Source organism: Patescibacteria group bacterium (assembly GCA_028716045.1).
Lineage (GTDB): Bacteria > Patescibacteriota > Patescibacteriia > JAQUQO01 > JAQUQO01 > JAQUQO01.
Window position 1 is genome coordinate 141,407 of sequence record JAQUQO010000001.1, and the last position, 19,083, is coordinate 160,489.

Consider the following 19,083-nt stretch of genomic DNA (forward strand, 5'->3'; position numbering starts at 1 on the left):
AAATAATTCTCGTCGGGGGGATTGTATTTTCATTTTTTATTTTGTTTTAATGATTTATGGAGTTTGTTCATCTTCATCTTCATAGCCATTATTCTTTGCTTGACGGGTTGTCTAAAATAGACGACCTTGTTTTGCGCGCCAAAGATTATAATATGAAATCCTTGGCCCTGACTGACCATGGCGTGCTTTATGGCGCTGTGGAGTTTTATCAAAAGGCAAAAAAGGCGGGAATTAAGCCGATTATAGGAGTGGAAACTTACATGGCGCCCAATGGGCGTCATAGTAAAAATATAAAAACTGACGAGCGTCCTTACCACCTTGTTCTTTTGGCTTACAATAATCAGGGATATAAAAATCTTCTTAAAATAGTGACTATCGCTCATCTGGAGGGTTTTTATTACAAACCGCGTATTGATTGGGAAGTTTTGGAACAGTATCACGAAGGCCTTATTGCCACTTCCGCCTGTCTTGCCGGAGAAATCCCACGTTCAATTTTAAACGGCGACTTAAATAAAACCAGAGAAATTATCAAAAGGTATAAAAATATTCTCGGTCCGGAAAATTTTTATCTGGAAGTCCATTATCATCCGTCTATGCCCGAACAGGAGGAAGTGAATAAAGCGATTTTTTCTTTAAGCAAGGAATTGGACGTGCCGGTAATTGCGGCCGTGGACAGTCATTATTTATATCCAGAGGACAATATTGCCCAAGATATTTTACTTTGTCTGCAGAATAAGACCACTTTAAACGATGAAGATCGCCGACTTTGCATGATGGGCGAAGATTATTCTTTCAGCGCCTTTGAAAAAGCGCTGCAACACTTTAGTGATCATCCGGAAATTTTTGCCAATACTTTAAAGATAGCTGAAAGATGCAATGTGGAATTAGAACTTAAAAAAGTTCATTTGCCTTTTTTTGAAGTTCCCGGCGGCAAGACCCCGGAAGAATACTTAAGAGAACTTTGCGAGGGTGGTCTTGAAAAGAGATATGGCATAACGCCGGAAAATAGAAAAAATTATCCGGAGATTATTGAGCGTTTAAATTATGAATTGTCGGTAATCGGCAAAACCGGTTTTGCTTCTTATTTTTTGATTGTGCAGGATTTTGTAAATTGGGCAAAAAATAACGGCATTGTCGTGGGGCCGGGGAGAGGCAGCGCCGCCGGCAGTATTGTTTCATATCTCGCCAATATCACTAATATTGACCCACTGAAATATGATTTGCTTTTTGAAAGATTTTTGAACCCCGAAAGAATTTCCATGCCTGATATTGATTTGGATTTTGCCGATACTCGCCGCGATGAGGTTATCCGCTATGTTGAGGGCAAGTATGGCAAAGACCATGTGGCGCAAATTATTACCTTTGGAACAATGGCGGCGCGGGCGGCGGTGCGCGATGTCGGCCGCGTGCTCGGGTTAAGTTACAGTTATTGTGATAAAATCGCCAAGATGATTCCCATGATGATGGATTTAAGCGATGCCTTGGAGAAAATTTCTGAACTCAAGGACGCTTACAATAAAGAAGCCGATGCCAAGAAATTATTAGATTTAGCAAAACGTTTGGAGGGTTCCGCTAGGCACGCTTCCACTCATGCCTGCGGAGTTTTGATTACCAAAGACCCGCTGACGGAATACGTGCCGCTCCAATATGCCAGCAGTGGAGATAAAACTATTGTTTCGCAGTATTCTCTTCATCCCATAGAAGATTTAGGCCTTTTAAAAATGGATTTTTTGGGGTTGAAAAATCTCACCATTTTGGAAAATACACTGGAGATTTTAAAAAAGGGTAGAAACATAGAGTTGGATGTTGATAAACTCCCCTTGGAAGATAAAAAGACCTTCAAGCTTTTGCAGGCCGGGCTGACTACCGGAGTTTTTCAGTTGGAAAGTTCGGGGATGAAACGTTATTTAAAACAGTTAAAACCGACTAATTTTGAAGATATTATCGCCATGGTGGCGCTTTATCGTCCGGGACCGATGGAGTGGATTCCGGATTATATCGCCGGTAAGAATGGCAAAAAAGAGATTAGATATCTGCATCCCAAATTAAAACCGATTTTAAGCAAGACATTTGGCGTGGCTATTTATCAGGAGCAGGTGTTGCAGATTGCCCGCGATTTAGCCGGGTTCACTTTGGGCGAGGCCGATGTTTTACGCAAGGCGGTAGGTAAAAAAATCGCCGAGCTTCTTCAAGAACAAAAAACCAAATTTATCAACGGCTGTGTTAAAAACGGTATTGATGAAAGTACTGCCCGAACGGTTTTTGAATTTATTGAGCCATTCGCCGGCTATGGTTTCAATCGCGCTCACGCCACTTGCTATGCCATGATTGCTTATGAAACCGCTTTTATGAAAGCCAACTATCCCAAAGAGTTTATGGCCTCGCTCCTTACCGCCGAGCAGAATGATATTGACCGCATCGCTATTTTGGTTGAGGAATGCAATCAAATGGGGATTGAAGTTTTGCCACCGGATATCAATGAGAGCTATAAACAATTTACGGCCGTTATGGCCTCGGACAAGTCGCGCATTCGTTTCGGGCTTTTGGCTATAAAAAATGTCGGGGAGAATGTGGTGCAAACCATTATTACCGAAAGGAAAACCAATGGGCCGTATAAAGATTTAGAGGATTTTTTAACCAGAGTGAAGACCAAGGATTTAAACAAGAAATCTCTGGAAAGTTTGGTTAAATGCGGGGCGCTGGATAAATTTGGGGAGCGCAATCAAATGCTCCAAAATACGGAGAGAATTTTGGCTTTTATAAAAGAAACACACGAAGAAATAAATAATAATCAGGGTAATCTTTTCGGTCTCGCTCCGGCTTTTTCCATGGCCCCTTCTCTAAAATTAGATTTTGCCGAACCAGCTACTGATAAGCAGAAACTGGCCTGGGAGAGAGAGTTACTCGGTCTTTACGTGAGCGAGCATCCCGCCAATGAATTTGCGGCTTCTTTTAAAAATTTAGTTTTACCGATTGGGAGTTTAGAAAGGTCTTTAACGAATAAATTTGTCAACATTCTGGGTGTTGTCGGAAACATCAAAAAAGTTCTGACCCGCAGCGGCGAGCAGATGCTTTTTGCTAAAATAGAGGATGGCGGTGGTAGCACCGAGGCCATTGTTTTCCCAAAACTTTTGCAGAATACTTACGCGTTATGGCAAGACGGGAAAATGGTTATTTTGAACGGCAGAATTTCCGACAAGGATGGGGAAGTAAAAATTTTAGTGGAGCGGGCGGAAGAATTAACTTCGGAAAATAAAGAAGTTGTTTATCAAAAATTTTATAGCCAATATCCCTCCATTGATATTTCTCATCGTCCCGATTTTTCCCCTAAGACATCCGTCGCCGATTTAACGGCAAGAAATATCCCGCAATTTTCCATAATTATAAATCTTCCCGCTTCGGCGAACGGCCAGGTTATCAAAAAATTAAAAGAATTTTGTTTCCGTTATCCCGGAGAAAGAAAAGTGTTTTTAAAAATAACCGGAAATTCGGAATCAGTCAAAACGATTGAAACCAATTTTAAAATCAGCTTTAATGACGAGATAAAATCCGGCTTGGAGGAAATCGCCGGCCCGGGGACGGTTTTTAGTGGTTAATTTTTTCGAAATATGCTATAATTTCCTTAGAGATAAGTAATCTTAAGTATATTTTTATGGTTACAAAAACATCATCCAAAAGCTTTTCGGTCAGTCTTTACAAAAAGATTGCCGTGAGTTTTATCACCCTTACCCTGATTTTAGTGATATTGATTTTATATCTTTCTTTTTCGCAGGCGAAGATAAGCATCTGGCCGGTTAAAAAGATGACCAGTGCTGATTTATTGGTTGATATTATTAGAAATTCGGAAATAGAAGGTGTATTGGCGGGGGATACGTTTGAAATTACCGTAGAAGGAGAAGGAAATTTTTCTCCTACCGGAGGCAAAGAAGTGGAAGGGGTGGCTGAGGGCAAGGTAACCATTTTTAATAATTACAACAGAAACCAGCCGCTCGTGACCACTACGAGATTTTTAACCAAAGACGGATTATTATTTCGTTTGAAAAAGGGGACGTTAGTGCCGGCTGGCGGCAAAGTAGAAGCCGAAGTGTATGCCGACAAGGCGGGCAAAGCTTATGAAGTTGGCCCGTCAAAATTTACTATCCCCGGACTTTGGGAGGGCCTGCAGGATAAAATTTTCGCCGAAAGTTTTGAAAAAATGTCGGGAGGCGTTAAAGCGGTGAAGATTATTAACGAAGATGATATTGCGAAGGGCAAGGAAGAATTGGAGAAGAAATTTTTTGAAGAAGGAGTAAGTAAATTAAATGAATTAGCGGGCAAAAATTTAAACAATAATTTAATTTTTAAAGAAATTTTAGAAAGTTCTACTGATGTGATGCCGGGCGATGAAGTGGGAGAATTTACCATGGCGATAAAATTGAAATTAGTGGCCGTTGACGTAGATGAGGATAAATTATTGTCTTTGGCTGAAACAAAAATGAAAAATAGTCTTTCTTCCGACCGAAGATTGGTGGAAATAAATAAGGACAGCGCCCGGTATTCTTTAGGGAAATATGATTTGGAAAACGGAACGGCCACGCTCAACGTTTATTTGGAGGGCGAAACCGTTTTAAGAGAAACGAGTTTGATTTTTAATAAGGATAACCTTACGGGTAGAAGCAGGGCCGAAGCCGAGGCCTATTTGAAGGGTTTTGATTCCATAGATAAAGTAGAAGTTCATTTTTCCCCTTTTTGGGTGACGAAAGTGCCAAAACTGAAGGACCATATTAAAATGGAGATAAAGTAATTTAGCTTTAATATTTTATACCGGGGATTATTTAAAGAGTTTGACAAGTTTTTGTAAAGTGATACTATACTAAATAGTTAAAGGGTGATTGAAGTAGTTACCAACTATTTTCCGTTTATAGGACCCCGACTCCGCCTTTGCGGGGCGAGGCTAAACCCTTAATTAAGCGCCCTAAAAGGGAAGTTGGGTGGAACCGCCCCGATATAGCGTCGGGGTCCCAAGCAGTCGTTAGGATTGGTTGGGTTTTTTGTTTATAAAATATGAATAGCAGATAAAAGAATTTAAATAATTAAATCATTTTAATATGAATAAAGACACAGAAATTTTACGCCATTCATTAGCGCATTTGATGGCCGCGGCCGTGCAGGAACTTTATCCCGAAGCCAAATTTGGTATTGGGCCGGTGATTGAAAACGGCTTTTATTACGATTTTGATTTGCCGGAAAAGCTGACTCCCGAAGATTTATTAAAAATAGAAAAAAGGGTGGGAGAACTTATAAAAAAAGATGTAGTTTTTACAAGGGAAGAAATGGATGTGGCTTCGGCTATTAAACTTTTTAAAAAACTCGGTCAGGATTACAAGGTGGAACTTTTAAAAGATATTAAAGAAAAAGGCACTACCAAGATAAAAGGAGATGAATTTGAGGAAATAAGCGGTTTTAAGCCGGAAGCAGTGTCCGTTTACAGTACGGGGAATTTTATTGACCTTTGCCGCGGCCCGCACGTTGCTTCGGCCAAGGAGTTGTCAAAAATGGGCTTTAAACTTCTCAAGCTGGCCGGAGCTTATTGGCGGGGCAGTGAGAAAAATAAGATGCTACAACGTATTTACGGATTAGCCTTCGCCTCGAAGAAAGATTTGGAGGAGCATCTAAAGATGCTGGAAGAAGCGGAAAAACGGGACCATCGTAAAATCGGCGCTGAGCAGGAACTGTTTTTTATAGACGATTTAGTAGGTAAGGGTCTCGTGATGTGGCAACCAAATGGTGTAATTATCAGAAACGAGATAGAAAAATTGGTGGTGGAGATGGAACGTCGGGCGGGTTATGTGCGTGTGGTGACACCCCATATGGCCAAAGAAGAACTGTATCTTACTTCCGGACATTTACCGTATTATAAAGAAAGTATGTATCCGGCTATGGTGATGGATGATGGCACGTATTATCTCAAAGCCATGAATTGTCCGCATCATCATTTAATTTTCCGTCACAAAAGCAGAAGCTACCGCGACCTGCCAATGCGTCTCGCGGAATATGGCACCTGCTATCGCAATGAGCTCTCCGGTACTTTGGCGGGACTTTTACGCGTGAGGGGGTTAGCCATGAATGATGCGCATATTTATTGCCGCAGAGACCAGATAAAAGAGGAGTTCAAAAACGTGATGGAGCTAACCATGGGATATTTTAAAATTTTTAACCATAAGGATTATTGGTTTAGGTTGTCAAAATGGAGTCCGGAACATTTGGATAAATACATCAATGAACCGGACAATTGGGGATATAGCCAGAACGTTATTCGCGAGGTGTTGGAAGAGATGGGCGTCAAATATGTGGAAGCGGAAAATGAGGCGGCGTTTTATGGGCCCAAGGTTGATGTCCAATTTAAATCCATAATTGGCCGCGAGGAAACAATGTCCACTATTCAGCTTGATTTTGTGGCTAAAACGAGGTTCAATTTGAATTATATTGACGAAACTGGCAGAGAAAATAATGAAGTGTTCGTTATCCATCGCGCGCCCCTATCCACTCACGAGCGTTTTTTGGCTTTTCTCATTGAACATTACGGCGGAGTTTGGCCAGTGTGGCTTTCTCCGGCGCAGGTGGTAATTTTAACTGTCGGGGAGAAACATGCGGATTTTGCCGGTAAATTAGTTGAAGGATTAAGAGCGGAAAATATCAGGGCAGAGCTTGATGTTTCCGATGAAACCGTGGGCAATAAAATCCGCAAAGCCGAGAAGCAAAAAATACCTTACATGCTGGTTATCGGCGATAAGGAAATGTCTTCGCCCAACCTTCAGGTGCGCGTGCGCGGTGAAAAGGAAGTGGTGGAAATGCCCAAAAAGGAATTTATTGAGAAAATCAAAAAAGAGATAGCTGAAAGAAAATAATCTGGCGTAGTAAATAAAAAACAGTTCCGAGTGCTCGGGACTGTTTTGATTTTGTCCGGCGTTATTTGTTGATTTTTAGTATCGCCGCCGGCAGTTAAGAAAGTCCGAAATTTTTCGGAAAAAGTCAATTTGCCGTTCCGCGGGGATGATAGCAGTAATAAGGATAATAATTATTCCCATAACTATCAACGCCGTGGTTCCGGGTAAAACTTTCTTAATGCAATCCAAAATAAAAAATTTGTCCATTTTTCCTCCTTTGTAAAGTGCTTTTTATAATTTTATCTGAAAATTCAAAGTAGGTCAAGAGCGCGGTCGCAGTATCTGATTTCAAGGCGGGAGAAATTTAAAAGCCACCGGTTTTCCCAGCGGCTTTTATTTTTTCGTTTCCTATTCCAGATAACTGAAAGCTTTCAGTTGCTCCGGAGTGAATTTTTTGCTCATCTTGGCGAGCCCATAAGCGCGCCGCCGTTTTTCAATTGACTTTGTGTCTTTGAAACCGTGGAGCATAGATGCGGCCGTAAGGGGGTTTTGCTTCTTAAAATAATCAAAAGCTTCATTTGCCTCTTCACCCCATTCCCCGCTCATCGTGGCTTTGACAATAATATCAAACAAGCGATTTTCCTTGGCAGAGGTTGCGGCTGCAGCGCCCTTGGCCTTTTCTTTTCTTTTTAGTTTAGTCATTTTTACTCCTCCCTTTATTCAATTTTCAATTATATTTAACTAAAAATTATAGCATATTTTAACAATTTTGTCAAGACCCGTCAGTCGCGACTGACGGGTCAAGCGGTTATAGCCGAAATTTGGCTAAGATTAAGGATATTTTTGCCATTAGTTTGTTTAAAAATAAAAAGACGGGCCTGTCGTTTTGGAAACAGGCCCGAGGGAAATAACGCCGGGAGAGGAGGAAAACCGGCGAATAAGGGGTTTTTGATGAGATTTTTTATCTCTTATTTGGGAGTATAACACAGATGTTAAATATAGTCAAGCGCTCGTTCGCAAGAGAGCATTGAAGGAAAAGCTTGATTATGTTAGAATATCTCTAACTATGTTTTCAGCGCGATATTATTACAAAATCATAACCTTAGGTTGTCAGATGAATAAAAGCGATTCAGAGAGAATCGCCTCGCTGGTGGAGGCTCTCGGTTATAAAGAAGCGGAAGATATAGATTCCGCTGATTTAATAATTTTCAATACTTGCTCTGTGCGCCAAACGGCGGAGGACAGAGTACTTGGCAGGAACAGGGATTTTCGTCGGTTAAAAGAGAAAAATCCGCGATTGGTAATTGCCGTGACTGGTTGTATGGCTGGGCGAGATGGGGACGGGCAAATCAAAAAAAGATTGCCGGAAGTGGATTTATTTTTCCCGACCAAAGATTTAATTTATTTACCGAAATGGCTTCGCGAATTTCATCCGGAACTTTGCAACACCGGCGATAAACTAGTTGATTATCTAAAAATAGAGTCGCGTTACAATTCATCGTTTCAAGCGTTTGTGCCGATTAGTAACGGGTGTAATAATTTTTGTACTTATTGCGTGGTGCCGTATAGTCGGGGCAGGGAAGTATATCGGCCAGTTAAGGATATTTTGAGTGAAATCAAAGATTTAGATTCCCGGGGCTATAAAGAAATAACTCTATTGGGACAAGTGGTTAATCGTTATTTGCCAGCAGATGAGGAAAATTTTTCAAAAAATAATCCTTACCAAGACAATTTTGCGCGTTTGCTTTGGGAGATAAATCAATTTCCAAACATCAAAAGAATCCATTTTACCGCCGCTGACCCGCGCGATATGAACGACGAGATTATTGACGCCCTGACTTTGCCTAAACAAGTCAATTATCTTCATTTGCCCGTGCAATCCGGCGATAATGAAATATTAAGGCGCATGAATCGTAATTATACCCGCGAGGATTATTTAAGCGTTGTTAAAAAGTTGCGGGAGAAAAAACCGGAAATTGCCCTAGGCACTGATATTATTGTCGGATTTTGCGGCGAAAACGAGGGGGCCTTTCAAAATACAGTGGATTTATACAAACAAGCGGATTTTGATATTTCCTATACGGCGATGTATTCGGAGAGGACAGGAACAGTGGCTGCTAAGACGTTAAAAGATGATGTTTCTCGCGAGGAGAAGAAGCGTCGTTGGGAAATTTTACAGAAGTTGATGGAAGAAACAGTTTTAAGAAAAAATCAAAAATATGTTGGCAGAAAAGTGTCAGTTTTGGTTGATAAATATGAAAACGGATTTTGCTACGGCAATTCCAGCGAAATGAAATTAGTGGAATTTCCGAGCGGTGAGGATTTAACTTCTAAGATAGTTGGTGTTAAGATAGAAAAAGCGGAGGAGTGGATTTTGCGGGGAGAGTTAGACAAATAAAAAGCCCAACAAGTGATCGTTCCGCGAAAAGGAGGTTAACGCGAAAGTAATCAGGGGAACTCCGCATGGCGGAATTACTTGGCTTGTCGGGCTAGATTTATAGGTTACCCTAAGAATTTAGGGTTTTGGGTATTAAAAAATGTGCTTTTAGATTACCTCATAGCATAGCAGATATCTTAAATTATGTCAATCCTGCCTAAAATTATCGTCATTTTGGGTCCAACTGCTTCGGGCAAAACCGGGCTGTCTTTGAAATTGGCCAAAAAGTTTAAAGGCGAAATTATTTCCGCCGATTCCCGGCAGGTTTATAAATATATGAATATCGGCACGGCCAAAGAGCCGGGAAAATGGGAAAAGATTGGCGGTAAAAAAGTGTACGTGGCCGGAGGAATCCGGCATTATGTTATTGATTTTTTAGAGCCGGATAAAATCTTTAGCGCCGGGTCTTTTAAGAAAGAAGCGTTAAAAAATATTTACGATATTTTAAAAAGAGGCAAGATGCCGTTTATCGCCGGCGGCACGGGGCTTTATATTTCTGCTATTGCGGATAATTTATCTTTTGCCGAGACAGAATCATTGCCGGAATTGCGGCAGGATTTAGAGAAAAAAACTTTGGGAGAATTAGTTAAACTTTTAAAAAAGTTTGACCTTAAGGCCTACAAAAAAATTGACCTGAAAAATAAGAGGAGAGTGGTGCGGGCGTTGGAAGTGGCAATGGTTACCGGCAAATCCTTCGTGGAGCAGAGAAATAAAGGTAAGAAACTTTTTAATGTTTTAAAAATCGGCATTAAGATGCCGCGAGAGAAGTTATACGATAGAATCAATAAACGCGTGGACGAGCAGATAAAAGCGGGGTTGCTTCAAGAAACAAAAAAGTTGGTTAAAAAAGGTTTCGGTTGGGGATTGCCGGCCATGAGCGGGATTGGTTATAAACAAATGGGAATGTATTTGCGCGGGGAAGTTTCATGGGACGAAGCCGTGAGAATTTTGAAGCGCGATACCCGCCACTATGCCCGCCGGCAGATGATTTGGTGGAGGAAGGACAAAAGGATAAAATGGGCAAAGGATTATAAAAAAGCCGAGAGATTAGTAAAAAGGTTTTTAGCGAGATAGCCATTGCTTGATTTTTAGAAATTTGTTATTATAAAAGCAGAACATTGAAATTTAAAAAAATGTGAAAGGAGACACAAATGAGTGGCAGATATAAGACAGTGGAAGAAATAAAAAAGGAAATAAGGAAGAGATCAGGAGGGAAGGTGGGTCCGGAGGCGGAAAAGTTTTTGGAGCAGCGTGGAACTGTTCCCCATTTTCATTCTAGTTTTAATTATACGGAGGAGGAATTTTAGGAAATTGAACAAAATTTATGAAGAGCAGAAAGAGAAGGTGTATCAAGAGCTTCTTAATGAAACCGGCGAGGATGAGAAGGATGAAAATTAAGCAGCGCAGCCTTATTTAACAGTCCGGGTAAATATCCGGGCTGTTTTTATTTTTTTAATTGAAATTCATGGTAGTACCGGTAAGCCATTTTATATTAATATCTCTCTATTGGAAGGGAAAACTATGCAGTTGCGGATATCCGATTCTCCCAAAATCCACTGCGACACTCTGGCCAGCCCGATGCCGCAGCCGGCATGCGGCACATTGCCATGTTTTTCCAGCTGTTCTATATACCAGGCAAAATCGTTGATGCTTCCGCCCTTTTCCAATAATCTTCTGAACATCCGCGAATTTTTTAATCTTTTTTGCAGGGTGTCCGCATCATAAATTCTCGCCGCAGCGCCAACCGATTCGCCGCCGTAAGGTAGTATCAGGTCAGTGGAAAGCACCCGCCCGGGATTTTCTTTGTCCGGTATCATATTGAAGAATTTTTCCACCTCAATATTTTTTTTGAAATCATACATCGGGTCGGGGAAGCGGGTGATAAACAGTGGCTGGTCGCCGAAATATTCCACGAGTTTTTGCTCTTCTAAACTCGAAATGTCGTCGCCCCATTCTTTTTTAAATCCAAGTTTGATGAGCAGTTTTATCGCTTCGTCGTAAGTGATTTCGTTAAAAATTTCCGGGCACTTATTTAATCTTTCCGTGGTCGGGCCATCCAGCCCGATTTTTTCTTTATGTTTTGCCACGCCCACGGCGATGTTATGGATTATCCCCGCTATTTCTTTAAGCAAGCCATGGAAGTCGGTTTCCAGTTCAATTTCCAGCATTTGGAATTCGGTTAAGTGGCGCGCGTCGGCTTTGGGTTCGGCGCGGAAGCTTGGGCCGGCGCAAAAGACCTTTTTAAATTTCGGCACCATGGCTTCAAGGTAGAGCTGGCCGGTTTGAGCGAGATATCCTTTTTGGCCGCAAAACCAGCGGTCGTCATCTTCAACCTTGACTTCAAAAAGCGTATTGATATTTTCGCAGGCGCCGCTCGCCCGCACAATGCGCGGCACCATGATTTCCGTGTAGCCGTTTTGTTCCAAATACTCGCGTCCGGATTTGATGATTTGATGGTTGAGTTTGACTAAGGTTTGGTTCATAGCGTTTTATTATTATTTATAAAAAATCCCCTCCATTTTACGGAGGGGAATGGGAATTCGCGGGAATTAATTTTAGATATTTTCCCCCTTTGAAAAAGGGGGAAGTAAAGGGGGATTTAAAAATCTTAAATCCCTCCCCCCAATCTCGAGTACTCGAGATTGGGGTACTCCCCTTATTAAGGGGAGAGAAATATTTTTTATAAAGTCGGGAGATTGGCTGAGAATTTAACCTATAAAAAAAATCTCCCCGCTCGGGGGAGATTTTTCCTCGGTATGTAAATATCTTTTTTGGATAATAGATAATCATATTCTAAGAATTAAGGATATCACGTTGGTACAGATTGTCAAAATTTGCTAAGGTTAGCTAATTTTTAAAGAGTTATCCACAAAGTGCTGAGTATTAATTAATATCGTCAGAAACGGTAGTTTATGAAAGTTTAAGTTAACTTGTTGACAAAGTTTACCGCTTTTGTTAAATTATAAGACAGCTTTTATTGTTTAAATAGTCAGGAGGTAAAAATGGGTAGTGTTCTTTGGGAATTTGCTGAAAATGTCGCTTTGTTAATTTGCGGTGAAAACACTGAAGAAGTTGAGAAAGCGAGAATAAATCAAAGAAAATTGATTGCCGGAGCAACCGACGGGGAGTTGAAAAACATCGCCATGATGTTTAGCTACGGGCGACCAATTGAAGCGGTTTTTGAAAATTTAAAGAAAACTCGCGAAAAGTTCAAAAAATAATTTAATATGTAGCCGCCTTAAAAGAGGAGCAAAATTACTCCTCTTTTTTAATATGGTTTTAATTCAGTTTTATCTTTATCATCTCCGCCACTTTTTGCGCGTTGGCGCGGCCCTTGGTTTCGCGCATCACCATACCGACAAGAAATTGTAAAATAGGTTCTTTGCCGTTTTTAAACTCGGCAACTTGTTGAGGATTATTTTTTATCACTTTATCAATAATTTTTTCCAATTCATCGCTATTATCAATCTGCTCCAATCCTTTTTCTTCAATGGCGTGCGAAGGGTCGATGCCGGTTTTGAACATCATCTCTAAAACAGTCTGGGCGGTGGTAGTATTTAATTTGTTTTGATAAATCAAAGTGATAAATTCCGCAAAATTTTCCGGAGTGATTTTCGACTCTCGGGCGGTAATTTTAGAGTCATCAAGAAGTTTTACAAAACGGTTGACGAGCCAGCCGCTTAAAATTTTTATCAACCTCTTTTTATTTTTATTCCAGATTTCTTCCGCCGTCCCTTCTATCTCCGGCAAATTATCCAGCCAATCCTTTAGTTCCGAGATTACCTCTTCAGTGTATTCTGACAGTTCTTTATCATTGACGATAATTCGCGCGTCGGCGGAAGTAAAACCGTATTCCTCGGCAAATCGTTCCCGCTTGGCCGCCGGCAATTCAGGCAGGCTATTTTTTACTTCTTTCAAAAGTTTTTTTAAATTAAGCGGCGGCAGGTCCGTCTCGGGCATATAACGATAGTCGTGAGCCTCTTCCTTACCCCGTTGTTCTTCGGTCATTTGTCTTTCATCATTCCAGCCGCGTGTGGTTTGAAATTTTGGTGGTTGCCCCTTTTTCCAAAGTTCGGTCTGCCGTTTGATTTCGTAATCCAAAGCGCGTTCCACTGAACGGAAGGAGTTCATGTTTTTTATTTCCGTTTTAGCGGAAAGAGGGGAAAGCGTCGGCCGTTCTTTCTTATCAATTTTTATTTCCCGCAAAGAGATATTGGCATCGCAACGAAGCTGGCCTTTTTCCATATCGGCGTCGGAAACATCCAAATAACGCATTAGCAGGCGCAATTCTTGGAGGAAAATCTTGGCTTCTTCCGGTGAGCGAAAATCCGGCTCAGTGACTATTTCCAAAAGCGGGGTTCCGGAACGGTTGAAATCAACGAGCGACGATTCATTTTTTTGGTCGTGTACCAGCTTGGCAGCGTCTTCTTCCAAATGAATGCGCGTTAAATTTATTTTTATTTCGCGCGGTTCTTTTTCCTCGCGGTCGAAAATTCTAAAAGTCAGATATCCGCCGGCGGCAATGGGCTGGTCAAATTGAGAAATCTGATAACCCTTGGGCAGGTCCGGATAAAAATAATTTTTGCGGTCAAATTTAGAAAATTCAGCAATCTGACAATTTAAAGCCAGCCCGGCCAAGAGGCCGAATTTCAAAGCTCCCAAATTAAGCACCGGCAAAGCTCCGGGCTGACCAGTGCAGACGGGGCAGATATTGGTGTTAGGAGGGGCGCTGTCTCCCGCGTTCGGGCAGGAGCAGAACATTTTGCTTTTAGTTTTGAGCTGGACGTGAATTTCCAGCCCAATAACCGGTTGGAGATTCATAACTTATGAATTGACTTCGGCTGACGGATTATCGCTTTCAGTTTTGCCCATTTATTAATTATATATTTGGTGTACTTGTTTCCGAAACAGCGGGGGCGGAAGCTTTATATTTTTTAACCTCCATAAAAAGAATTACTCCGGCGGCAGCCAAAAGCGGAGTGGCTATGACAGAGAGGATGTTATTTATTACCATGCCGATAACAGTGGTTAGCTCGTTCGTTCCGGCAAAGAAATAAATAAGCTCCATGGCCGCTCCGCCCACTATCATGCCGATAACAATATAAAAAAGTCCGGGGAGCACCCATCTCCAAAATATTTTCCACCAGTTGCCTTTCACTAAATCTTTGCTTGATTTTAATGATTCCAAAATGGTTTTATTTTCCAAAATGATAAAATAAAGGCAAAAAGAAAACCAAACGTAAAAAATTATAGCGGGTATAACTAATAAAATCACACCGCCCAAAGTCAGCCAAGAAACCACCATAGAGCCGGCAAATACAACCCAAAATTTCCCCCAAGATTTTTGAAAATCCTCTTTCAGATTAACCGTTTCGTTTTTATAAAAGCCGACCAGTGATTTCATCAGAACGATGTTTGTCAAAATGCTTACCACCCCGATTAAAATCCCCAAGATAGCCAAAATAACAGAGGCCCAGACGCTAACCCCCAAAAGAGGAGAAAAGGAAAGAAGCAGAGTGGCGATAAGCAGATAGACGACGATTTTTGAGATGTTTTTAAGATTCTTGGTGACTAATTGCCACGCCGCGACAATCAATGACCAAATGCCGATTAATTCCATAATTTTTTATTTATTTATAAATTGTTCCCAAAGTTTCAGGGTTTGTTCCCTTGTTTCTTCCAAAGTCGTTTCAGTATCAAGATAAACCACTTGGCTGCCGTGTTTTTCCAATAAATCTTTAAGTTCTGCCGAGCGGTAAACTTTGTCTATCTTAGTGAGAAAAGGTAGTTTTTCAAACAGAGAATTATCCTGTTTCTCCGTCCGTTTGCCAAGCCGTTCTATGGCGGTCTCTGGTTTCAAAATCGGAATAATAAGAAGATTGGGGGAATGCTCTAAAGCCAGCTTGTTTCCCGGCAATTCCATTATTTTTTCTAAGGGATAGCCATTTTCCTGCGCCGGCTGGTAAACAAAAGAAGAAACAAAACTTCTTTCCTGCAGAATTATTTTTCCGGACTCAAGGAGCGGTAGGTGGATTCTTTTGTAAAGTATTTCGCGGTCCAAGGCAAAGGCCTGGGCAATGGTTTCCGCCGAATAACTTCGGCCGTTCTTTTTGACCAGTTCTTCGCGGATGGCGGCGCCGGCCAGGGCGAAAGTCGGTTCAGCGGAAATAATGACGTGATAATTTTTCAAATCCTCAGCTTCGGGGAAATTTTTCTTTTCCTGCCAGTATCTTTTGAGGTCAAAAATACTGCATTCGTGCTTGGCGCACCAGTCGGCGATGGTATTAATGATTGTCCCTTTGCCGCAGCCGTCAATGCCATCGGCAACGATGAATTTACCTTTCATATTTTTCATTTTATCACTTTATATTTTGTCCGCCCAACAATTTATCCCGAAGAGTCGGTTTTTGGTCGGTAATTAAATTCCGGTTTGAAGAGAGTTGAGGCCCAAGAAGCTGAACCGCTTTCCATATTAACATTGATATATTTGGCCAAGAGCGGCTGAATTTCATTTAATTTTTGCCAGCAGGCCTGGGCAATGCGGCGGTAAGAAATATGGCCCTTGAGTCCGCTGCGCAGAGAAATAAAATGATGGAGTTCCCGCAAGTTCCAGGTGATGAGCGTTCGTTTTCTGAAAGCCAAGGGCACGGCATACTGCGCTTCATGAGGGAAGAGCGGATAAATTTTATTATAAAGTTCGGCGGCGCGGTCCATCACTTCTTGATAATCTTTTTCTAACCCCGCCTCCGTTATTTCTTCCGGCGTGGCATAGCCGTGTAAAACAGTCACGGCCTGATTAGTTTGCGTGCAGATGCGGTGGCGCTGGATATCGCGGAACGCACCGTAGTCCATCAAAATATCAAAAGTGTAATAAATATGTTCAAGCTCCCGGATTGGCTGGTCAAAGGCGGCGCGGCGCTTTAAGGATTCGTCAATTATATCCACTTTCCGTTCCGGGTTCATCTTTTTTACTTCAGCGTAAATTTGTTTATAGGGCAAGACGGAATGTTTATATAGAATGGCGGCCACTAATTTGTCTTCCGCCTCGGCATCATAATCAACAATCACCACCGGTTCGGTCGCTTCCGGATTTTGCGACAAAGTTTTTTGGTCAAGGGCGGCCAGCGCAGCGTCGGTTTCCTTCAGATACTGATTGACATCAGCGAATTTTATGAGCGTGGGAGTAATTTTCAACGCCTCAATTTTAATGGCCTTGCCGATGGCGCGCATTTCATCCAGCGGATGCGAAAGCAGTTTGGCAATAGCGTGTTCCCAGGCGCGCGCGTTGGCGGTCATGCCAAGGTTGGTTAAAGTGGCTGTCGGCAGGAGATAGCGGATATTGTCGCAGGTACGGGCCTTAATGTTGGCTTGGTAAACTTTTTCATTTTCCTCCGGATTTTGAGGATATTTTTTACAAATATACGACTTCATTGGTTCGTTCAGCCGGGTGTAGGTGTCGAAAATATAATTCAGGGTTTCCTCATATTCTTTGCCCAGAGGCGAGTTCATAATTTTTTCCGGTTTGTAATAGCGGTTGCGGTCGAAAACCTGATAACGCGTTGATTTTTCCGTAAAAGAAGCCAGGCGATTATCTTCAATAACTTTGGTGGCCAAAATAGAAACATTTTCAATGGCTAAATGAAGATTGGCGTGTTCAGCCACACTGCTGTGTCCATATCCCACCACCCACTTTTCATGGAAATCGGCGGATTTTTCATCAGTCAGCTCCGCGGCGATATCTTTGAATGATTCCGGGGAACGGGAACATTTGGCAAAAGCCACGGCCAATACTTCGGGTTTGAGGTGGTCCAAGGAGTAAACGGAAAGTTGGTTATTTTTTTCGCTCATAAAATCGGGAGCCAAATTATTAAATTAATTGTGGATAAGTCAATTTGCTTATCCATTTTCGTTGGAGTAAGGTTATCTAATTAGCGTTCTTTAAAAACATAAAAATTTAGGAGAAAAAAATGGATAAAACTTTGGCGGATATATTTTTCAACATTATCAGGCGCTTGTCTCGTGTACAGCGGTGGAACAAAGAAGAATTCGAAAACCGTTCTTATATAGAATCGTCGCTCAACCATTCTTTTGAATCGACACTTCTTGTTATTTGTGCCGTTGCTCTTGAAAAAAAATTCGGGAGGAAAGATTTTGATGCTTTTAAGGTTCTCGCCTGTGGCGCGTTACATGATATTGGCGAGGGGATACTTTTTGATGTCCCCTTAGAGGTCAAAGATGACGCGCGGGTGAAGAAAGCGTTAGAGGAGATGGAGGAAGAAGCAACTCAAGAATTAATAAAAAGGTTTCACCCGGCTATTAAAGAAGGTATTGAAGATGCTTATAATCTGCAGAAAGATAGAGAATCTTTTGAGGGAAAGCTTTGGTATGCCTTGGAGCTTTTGGGATACATAATGTATGCTTGGCGGGAGTATCATCTTGGCCATGAAAATTTCAGTAAAGTATTCAAAAATAGTTTCCCGAAGCTATTGACATTAAGTAAAGAAATAAAGAGCGTGGAAATTCTTCTTAATGAATTCCGGCCGGTTATTGAGAGAATCCTTAAGGAGGAAAGTAACTCGCAAAAGGTATTACCCTTTTCTCTATTTGAGGTTAAGGGTGCTAAGGGAGGGGCCGGTTAGAAACATCAGCCGTATAAGAGAGCAAATTAGCTCTCTTTTTTATTTCTTTATTTTTTCCAAAATTTTATCAATTTGTTTGTAAAGGTCGTCAAAATCGTCGTCGTTGTCAATTATAAAATCAGCTTCTTTTTCCAAAGATTCTATCTGCTCTTCGGTTTCAGCCCCGTCTCTGTTTTTAAATTGCTCATAGGTCATTTCCGCTTCGCCGACATTTTCCCCCCGGGTAATATATCTCTTGTAGCGTTTGGCCGCGTCGGTTTTAATATAAATCAGGTAAAAGTTATTAAGTTCTTTTAATTTTTTAATATCCGCCAGCCGGCGCACACCGTCAACGATAACCAGCGGGGCGGGGGAGTTGGTGGTCAATTTATACATAGCTTCCGCCAGAATTTCTTCTCCGAATTTTCCCCGCAAAATCGTGGAAACATCCTGTAAATTTTCCCGCGTTTTAGGTATGTTAAAAATATCCAGAGCTTGCCGCAGAGGGTCGGAGAATTTGATTTTAGTTCCGGCAGGATTTTTTTGGAGAATATATTTCCCCACCGTTTCTTTCCCGCAGGCGATTTTACCGGCCAGCCCGATAATGATATTATTGCTTGTCATATTTCTCCACTGATTCGTCAAAGTAATCCAATTCTATGCCCACTTGGCGGAACATCTCTTCCGTTTCCGCTCCGGCGTGATAGCGCTTTTCGCAGACCACCCTTTTGATGCCGGCGTTGATAATCATTTTGGCACAGGTGGAGCAGGGGGTCATTTTACAATATAAAGTCGCTCCGTCTATGGCCACTCCGAGTTTGGCCGCCTGCACAATGGCGTTTTGTTCGGCGTGAGTGGTGCGGACGCAGTGCTGGCTTTGGTGGCCGTCTTCGTGAACCATAGTTTTCATCTGATGGCCGACTTCGTCGCAATGCGGCATGCCTTTGGGTGAGCCCACATATCCCGTGACTAATATCATTTTATCTCGGGCAATGACACAGCCGCTCCGCCCGCGGTCGCAGGTGGCGCGTTTAGCCACGGCCCGGGCTACCTCCATAAAGTATTCGTCCCACGAGGGCCTTTTATACGTTTCTTCCGCCATATTTTGGTAGTTTAAAATGTTTTATTAGACCTCATTATTTTACTATTTTAACAAAGTTTT

At 41.8% G+C, this 19,083-nt stretch carries 17 protein-coding genes; 8 read left to right on the forward strand and 9 right to left on the reverse strand.

Annotated elements, in window-relative coordinates:
- Window positions 1–56 precede the first annotated feature (56 nt).
- The 3 genes from PHG22_00655 (at window position 57) to thrS (ending at window position 6,887) form a co-directional block, all read left to right on the forward strand.
- Window positions 57–3,596, forward strand: coding sequence for a DNA polymerase III subunit alpha (locus PHG22_00655; GenBank protein MDD5490288.1), 3,540 nt, complete (start codon window positions 57–59; stop codon window positions 3,594–3,596).
- Window positions 3,597–3,652: 56 nt separating this feature from the next.
- Window positions 3,653–4,783: a hypothetical protein gene (locus PHG22_00660; protein MDD5490289.1), complete on the forward strand. Its 1,131-nt coding sequence runs from the start codon at window positions 3,653–3,655 to the stop codon at window positions 4,781–4,783.
- 304 nt (window positions 4,784–5,087) lie between these two features.
- Window positions 5,088–6,887: a threonine--tRNA ligase gene (gene thrS / locus PHG22_00665; protein MDD5490290.1), complete on the forward strand. Its 1,800-nt coding sequence runs from the start codon at window positions 5,088–5,090 to the stop codon at window positions 6,885–6,887.
- Between the two features lie 75 nt (window positions 6,888–6,962).
- Here the strand turns inward: thrS and PHG22_00670 are convergent, their stop codons facing one another.
- Window positions 6,963–7,133, reverse strand: a complete 171-nt coding sequence (locus PHG22_00670) for a hypothetical protein (GenBank protein MDD5490291.1) — start codon at window positions 7,131–7,133, stop codon at window positions 6,963–6,965.
- 141 nt (window positions 7,134–7,274) lie between these two features.
- A complete protein-coding gene (locus PHG22_00675; GenBank protein ID MDD5490292.1) occupies window positions 7,275–7,568 on the reverse strand; it encodes a hypothetical protein in 294 nt (97 codons plus the stop codon).
- 364 nt (window positions 7,569–7,932) lie between these two features.
- Between PHG22_00675 and miaB the strand changes: the two genes are divergently transcribed.
- From miaB to PHG22_00690, 3 genes are all read left to right on the forward strand, one after another.
- Window positions 7,933–9,264, forward strand: a complete 1,332-nt coding sequence (miaB, locus tag PHG22_00680) for a tRNA (N6-isopentenyl adenosine(37)-C2)-methylthiotransferase MiaB (protein MDD5490293.1) — start codon at window positions 7,933–7,935, stop codon at window positions 9,262–9,264.
- Window positions 9,265–9,447: 183 nt separating this feature from the next.
- Window positions 9,448–10,377: a tRNA (adenosine(37)-N6)-dimethylallyltransferase MiaA gene (gene miaA, locus PHG22_00685; protein ID MDD5490294.1), complete on the forward strand. Its 930-nt coding sequence runs from the start codon at window positions 9,448–9,450 to the stop codon at window positions 10,375–10,377.
- Window positions 10,378–10,454: 77 nt separating this feature from the next.
- Window positions 10,455–10,610: a hypothetical protein gene (locus tag PHG22_00690; GenBank protein ID MDD5490295.1), complete on the forward strand. Its 156-nt coding sequence runs from the start codon at window positions 10,455–10,457 to the stop codon at window positions 10,608–10,610.
- A 180-nt stretch (window positions 10,611–10,790) separates the two neighbouring features.
- Here the strand turns inward: PHG22_00690 and PHG22_00695 are convergent, their stop codons facing one another.
- On the reverse strand, window positions 10,791–11,786 hold the full coding sequence (locus PHG22_00695) for a hypothetical protein (protein MDD5490296.1): 996 nt from the start codon (window positions 11,784–11,786) through the stop codon (window positions 10,791–10,793).
- 519 nt (window positions 11,787–12,305) lie between these two features.
- Between PHG22_00695 and PHG22_00700 the strand changes: the two genes are divergently transcribed.
- Window positions 12,306–12,524 carry a hypothetical protein gene (locus tag PHG22_00700; GenBank protein MDD5490297.1) on the forward strand — a complete coding sequence of 73 codons (219 nt, stop codon included), beginning with the start codon at window positions 12,306–12,308 and terminating at the stop codon, window positions 12,522–12,524.
- A gap of 58 nt (window positions 12,525–12,582) precedes the next feature.
- Here PHG22_00700 and gatB read toward each other — a convergent pair whose 3' ends face one another.
- Genes gatB through PHG22_00720 form a run of 4 tightly spaced genes read right to left on the reverse strand, consistent with a single transcriptional unit; the run spans window position 12,583 to window position 17,151 of the window.
- Window positions 12,583–14,124, reverse strand: coding sequence for an Asp-tRNA(Asn)/Glu-tRNA(Gln) amidotransferase subunit GatB (gene gatB, locus PHG22_00705; protein ID MDD5490298.1), 1,542 nt, complete (start codon window positions 14,122–14,124; stop codon window positions 12,583–12,585).
- A 58-nt stretch (window positions 14,125–14,182) separates the two neighbouring features.
- The gene (locus PHG22_00710) at window positions 14,183–14,923 is read right to left on the reverse strand and encodes a hypothetical protein (GenBank protein ID MDD5490299.1); all 741 of its coding nucleotides are present in this window, start codon (window positions 14,921–14,923) and stop codon (window positions 14,183–14,185) included.
- A gap of 6 nt (window positions 14,924–14,929) precedes the next feature.
- Entirely contained in the window at window positions 14,930–15,658 is a 729-nt protein-coding gene (locus PHG22_00715; GenBank protein MDD5490300.1) for a hypothetical protein, read from the reverse strand.
- A gap of 32 nt (window positions 15,659–15,690) precedes the next feature.
- A complete protein-coding gene (locus tag PHG22_00720; protein ID MDD5490301.1) occupies window positions 15,691–17,151 on the reverse strand; it encodes an FAD-dependent thymidylate synthase in 1,461 nt (486 codons plus the stop codon).
- A gap of 119 nt (window positions 17,152–17,270) precedes the next feature.
- Between PHG22_00720 and PHG22_00725 the strand changes: the two genes are divergently transcribed.
- Entirely contained in the window at window positions 17,271–17,942 is a 672-nt protein-coding gene (locus PHG22_00725; GenBank protein ID MDD5490302.1) for an HD domain-containing protein, read from the forward strand.
- Window positions 17,943–17,981: 39 nt separating this feature from the next.
- Here PHG22_00725 and PHG22_00730 read toward each other — a convergent pair whose 3' ends face one another.
- Entirely contained in the window at window positions 17,982–18,545 is a 564-nt protein-coding gene (locus tag PHG22_00730; GenBank protein MDD5490303.1) for a hypothetical protein, read from the reverse strand.
- A complete protein-coding gene (locus PHG22_00735; protein ID MDD5490304.1) occupies window positions 18,532–19,023 on the reverse strand; it encodes a cytidine/deoxycytidylate deaminase family protein in 492 nt (163 codons plus the stop codon). Before PHG22_00735 ends, PHG22_00730 begins: the two co-directional genes overlap by 14 nt.
- Window positions 19,024–19,083: the final 60 nt, after the last annotated feature.

Excerpts from the sequence above, each read along its gene's own strand:
- miaB (MDD5490293.1), top strand. The coding sequence starts at position 7,933 with ATGTTTTCAGCGCGATATTATTACAAAATCATAACCTTAGGTTGTCAG.
- PHG22_00675 (MDD5490292.1), bottom strand. The coding sequence starts at position 7,568 with ATGACTAAACTAAAAAGAAAAGAAAAGGCCAAGGGCGCTGCAGCCGCA.
- PHG22_00710 (MDD5490299.1), bottom strand. The coding sequence starts at position 14,923 with ATGGAATTAATCGGCATTTGGTCATTGATTGTCGCGGCGTGGCAATTA.
- PHG22_00725 (MDD5490302.1), top strand. The coding sequence starts at position 17,271 with ATGGATAAAACTTTGGCGGATATATTTTTCAACATTATCAGGCGCTTG.
- PHG22_00660 (MDD5490289.1), top strand. The coding sequence starts at position 3,653 with ATGGTTACAAAAACATCATCCAAAAGCTTTTCGGTCAGTCTTTACAAA.
- PHG22_00735 (MDD5490304.1), bottom strand. The coding sequence starts at position 19,023 with ATGGCGGAAGAAACGTATAAAAGGCCCTCGTGGGACGAATACTTTATG.
- PHG22_00715 (MDD5490300.1), bottom strand. The coding sequence starts at position 15,658 with ATGAAAAATATGAAAGGTAAATTCATCGTTGCCGATGGCATTGACGGC.
- thrS (MDD5490290.1), top strand. The coding sequence starts at position 5,088 with ATGAATAAAGACACAGAAATTTTACGCCATTCATTAGCGCATTTGATG.
- PHG22_00720 (MDD5490301.1), bottom strand. The coding sequence starts at position 17,151 with ATGAGCGAAAAAAATAACCAACTTTCCGTTTACTCCTTGGACCACCTC.
- PHG22_00730 (MDD5490303.1), bottom strand. The coding sequence starts at position 18,545 with ATGACAAGCAATAATATCATTATCGGGCTGGCCGGTAAAATCGCCTGC.
- gatB (MDD5490298.1), bottom strand. The coding sequence starts at position 14,124 with ATGAATCTCCAACCGGTTATTGGGCTGGAAATTCACGTCCAGCTCAAA.
- PHG22_00670 (MDD5490291.1), bottom strand. The coding sequence starts at position 7,133 with ATGGACAAATTTTTTATTTTGGATTGCATTAAGAAAGTTTTACCCGGA.
- PHG22_00695 (MDD5490296.1), bottom strand. The coding sequence starts at position 11,786 with ATGAACCAAACCTTAGTCAAACTCAACCATCAAATCATCAAATCCGGA.
- PHG22_00655 (MDD5490288.1), top strand. The coding sequence starts at position 57 with ATGGAGTTTGTTCATCTTCATCTTCATAGCCATTATTCTTTGCTTGAC.
- PHG22_00690 (MDD5490295.1), top strand. The coding sequence starts at position 10,455 with ATGAGTGGCAGATATAAGACAGTGGAAGAAATAAAAAAGGAAATAAGG.
- miaA (MDD5490294.1), top strand. The coding sequence starts at position 9,448 with ATGTCAATCCTGCCTAAAATTATCGTCATTTTGGGTCCAACTGCTTCG.
- PHG22_00700 (MDD5490297.1), top strand. The coding sequence starts at position 12,306 with ATGGGTAGTGTTCTTTGGGAATTTGCTGAAAATGTCGCTTTGTTAATT.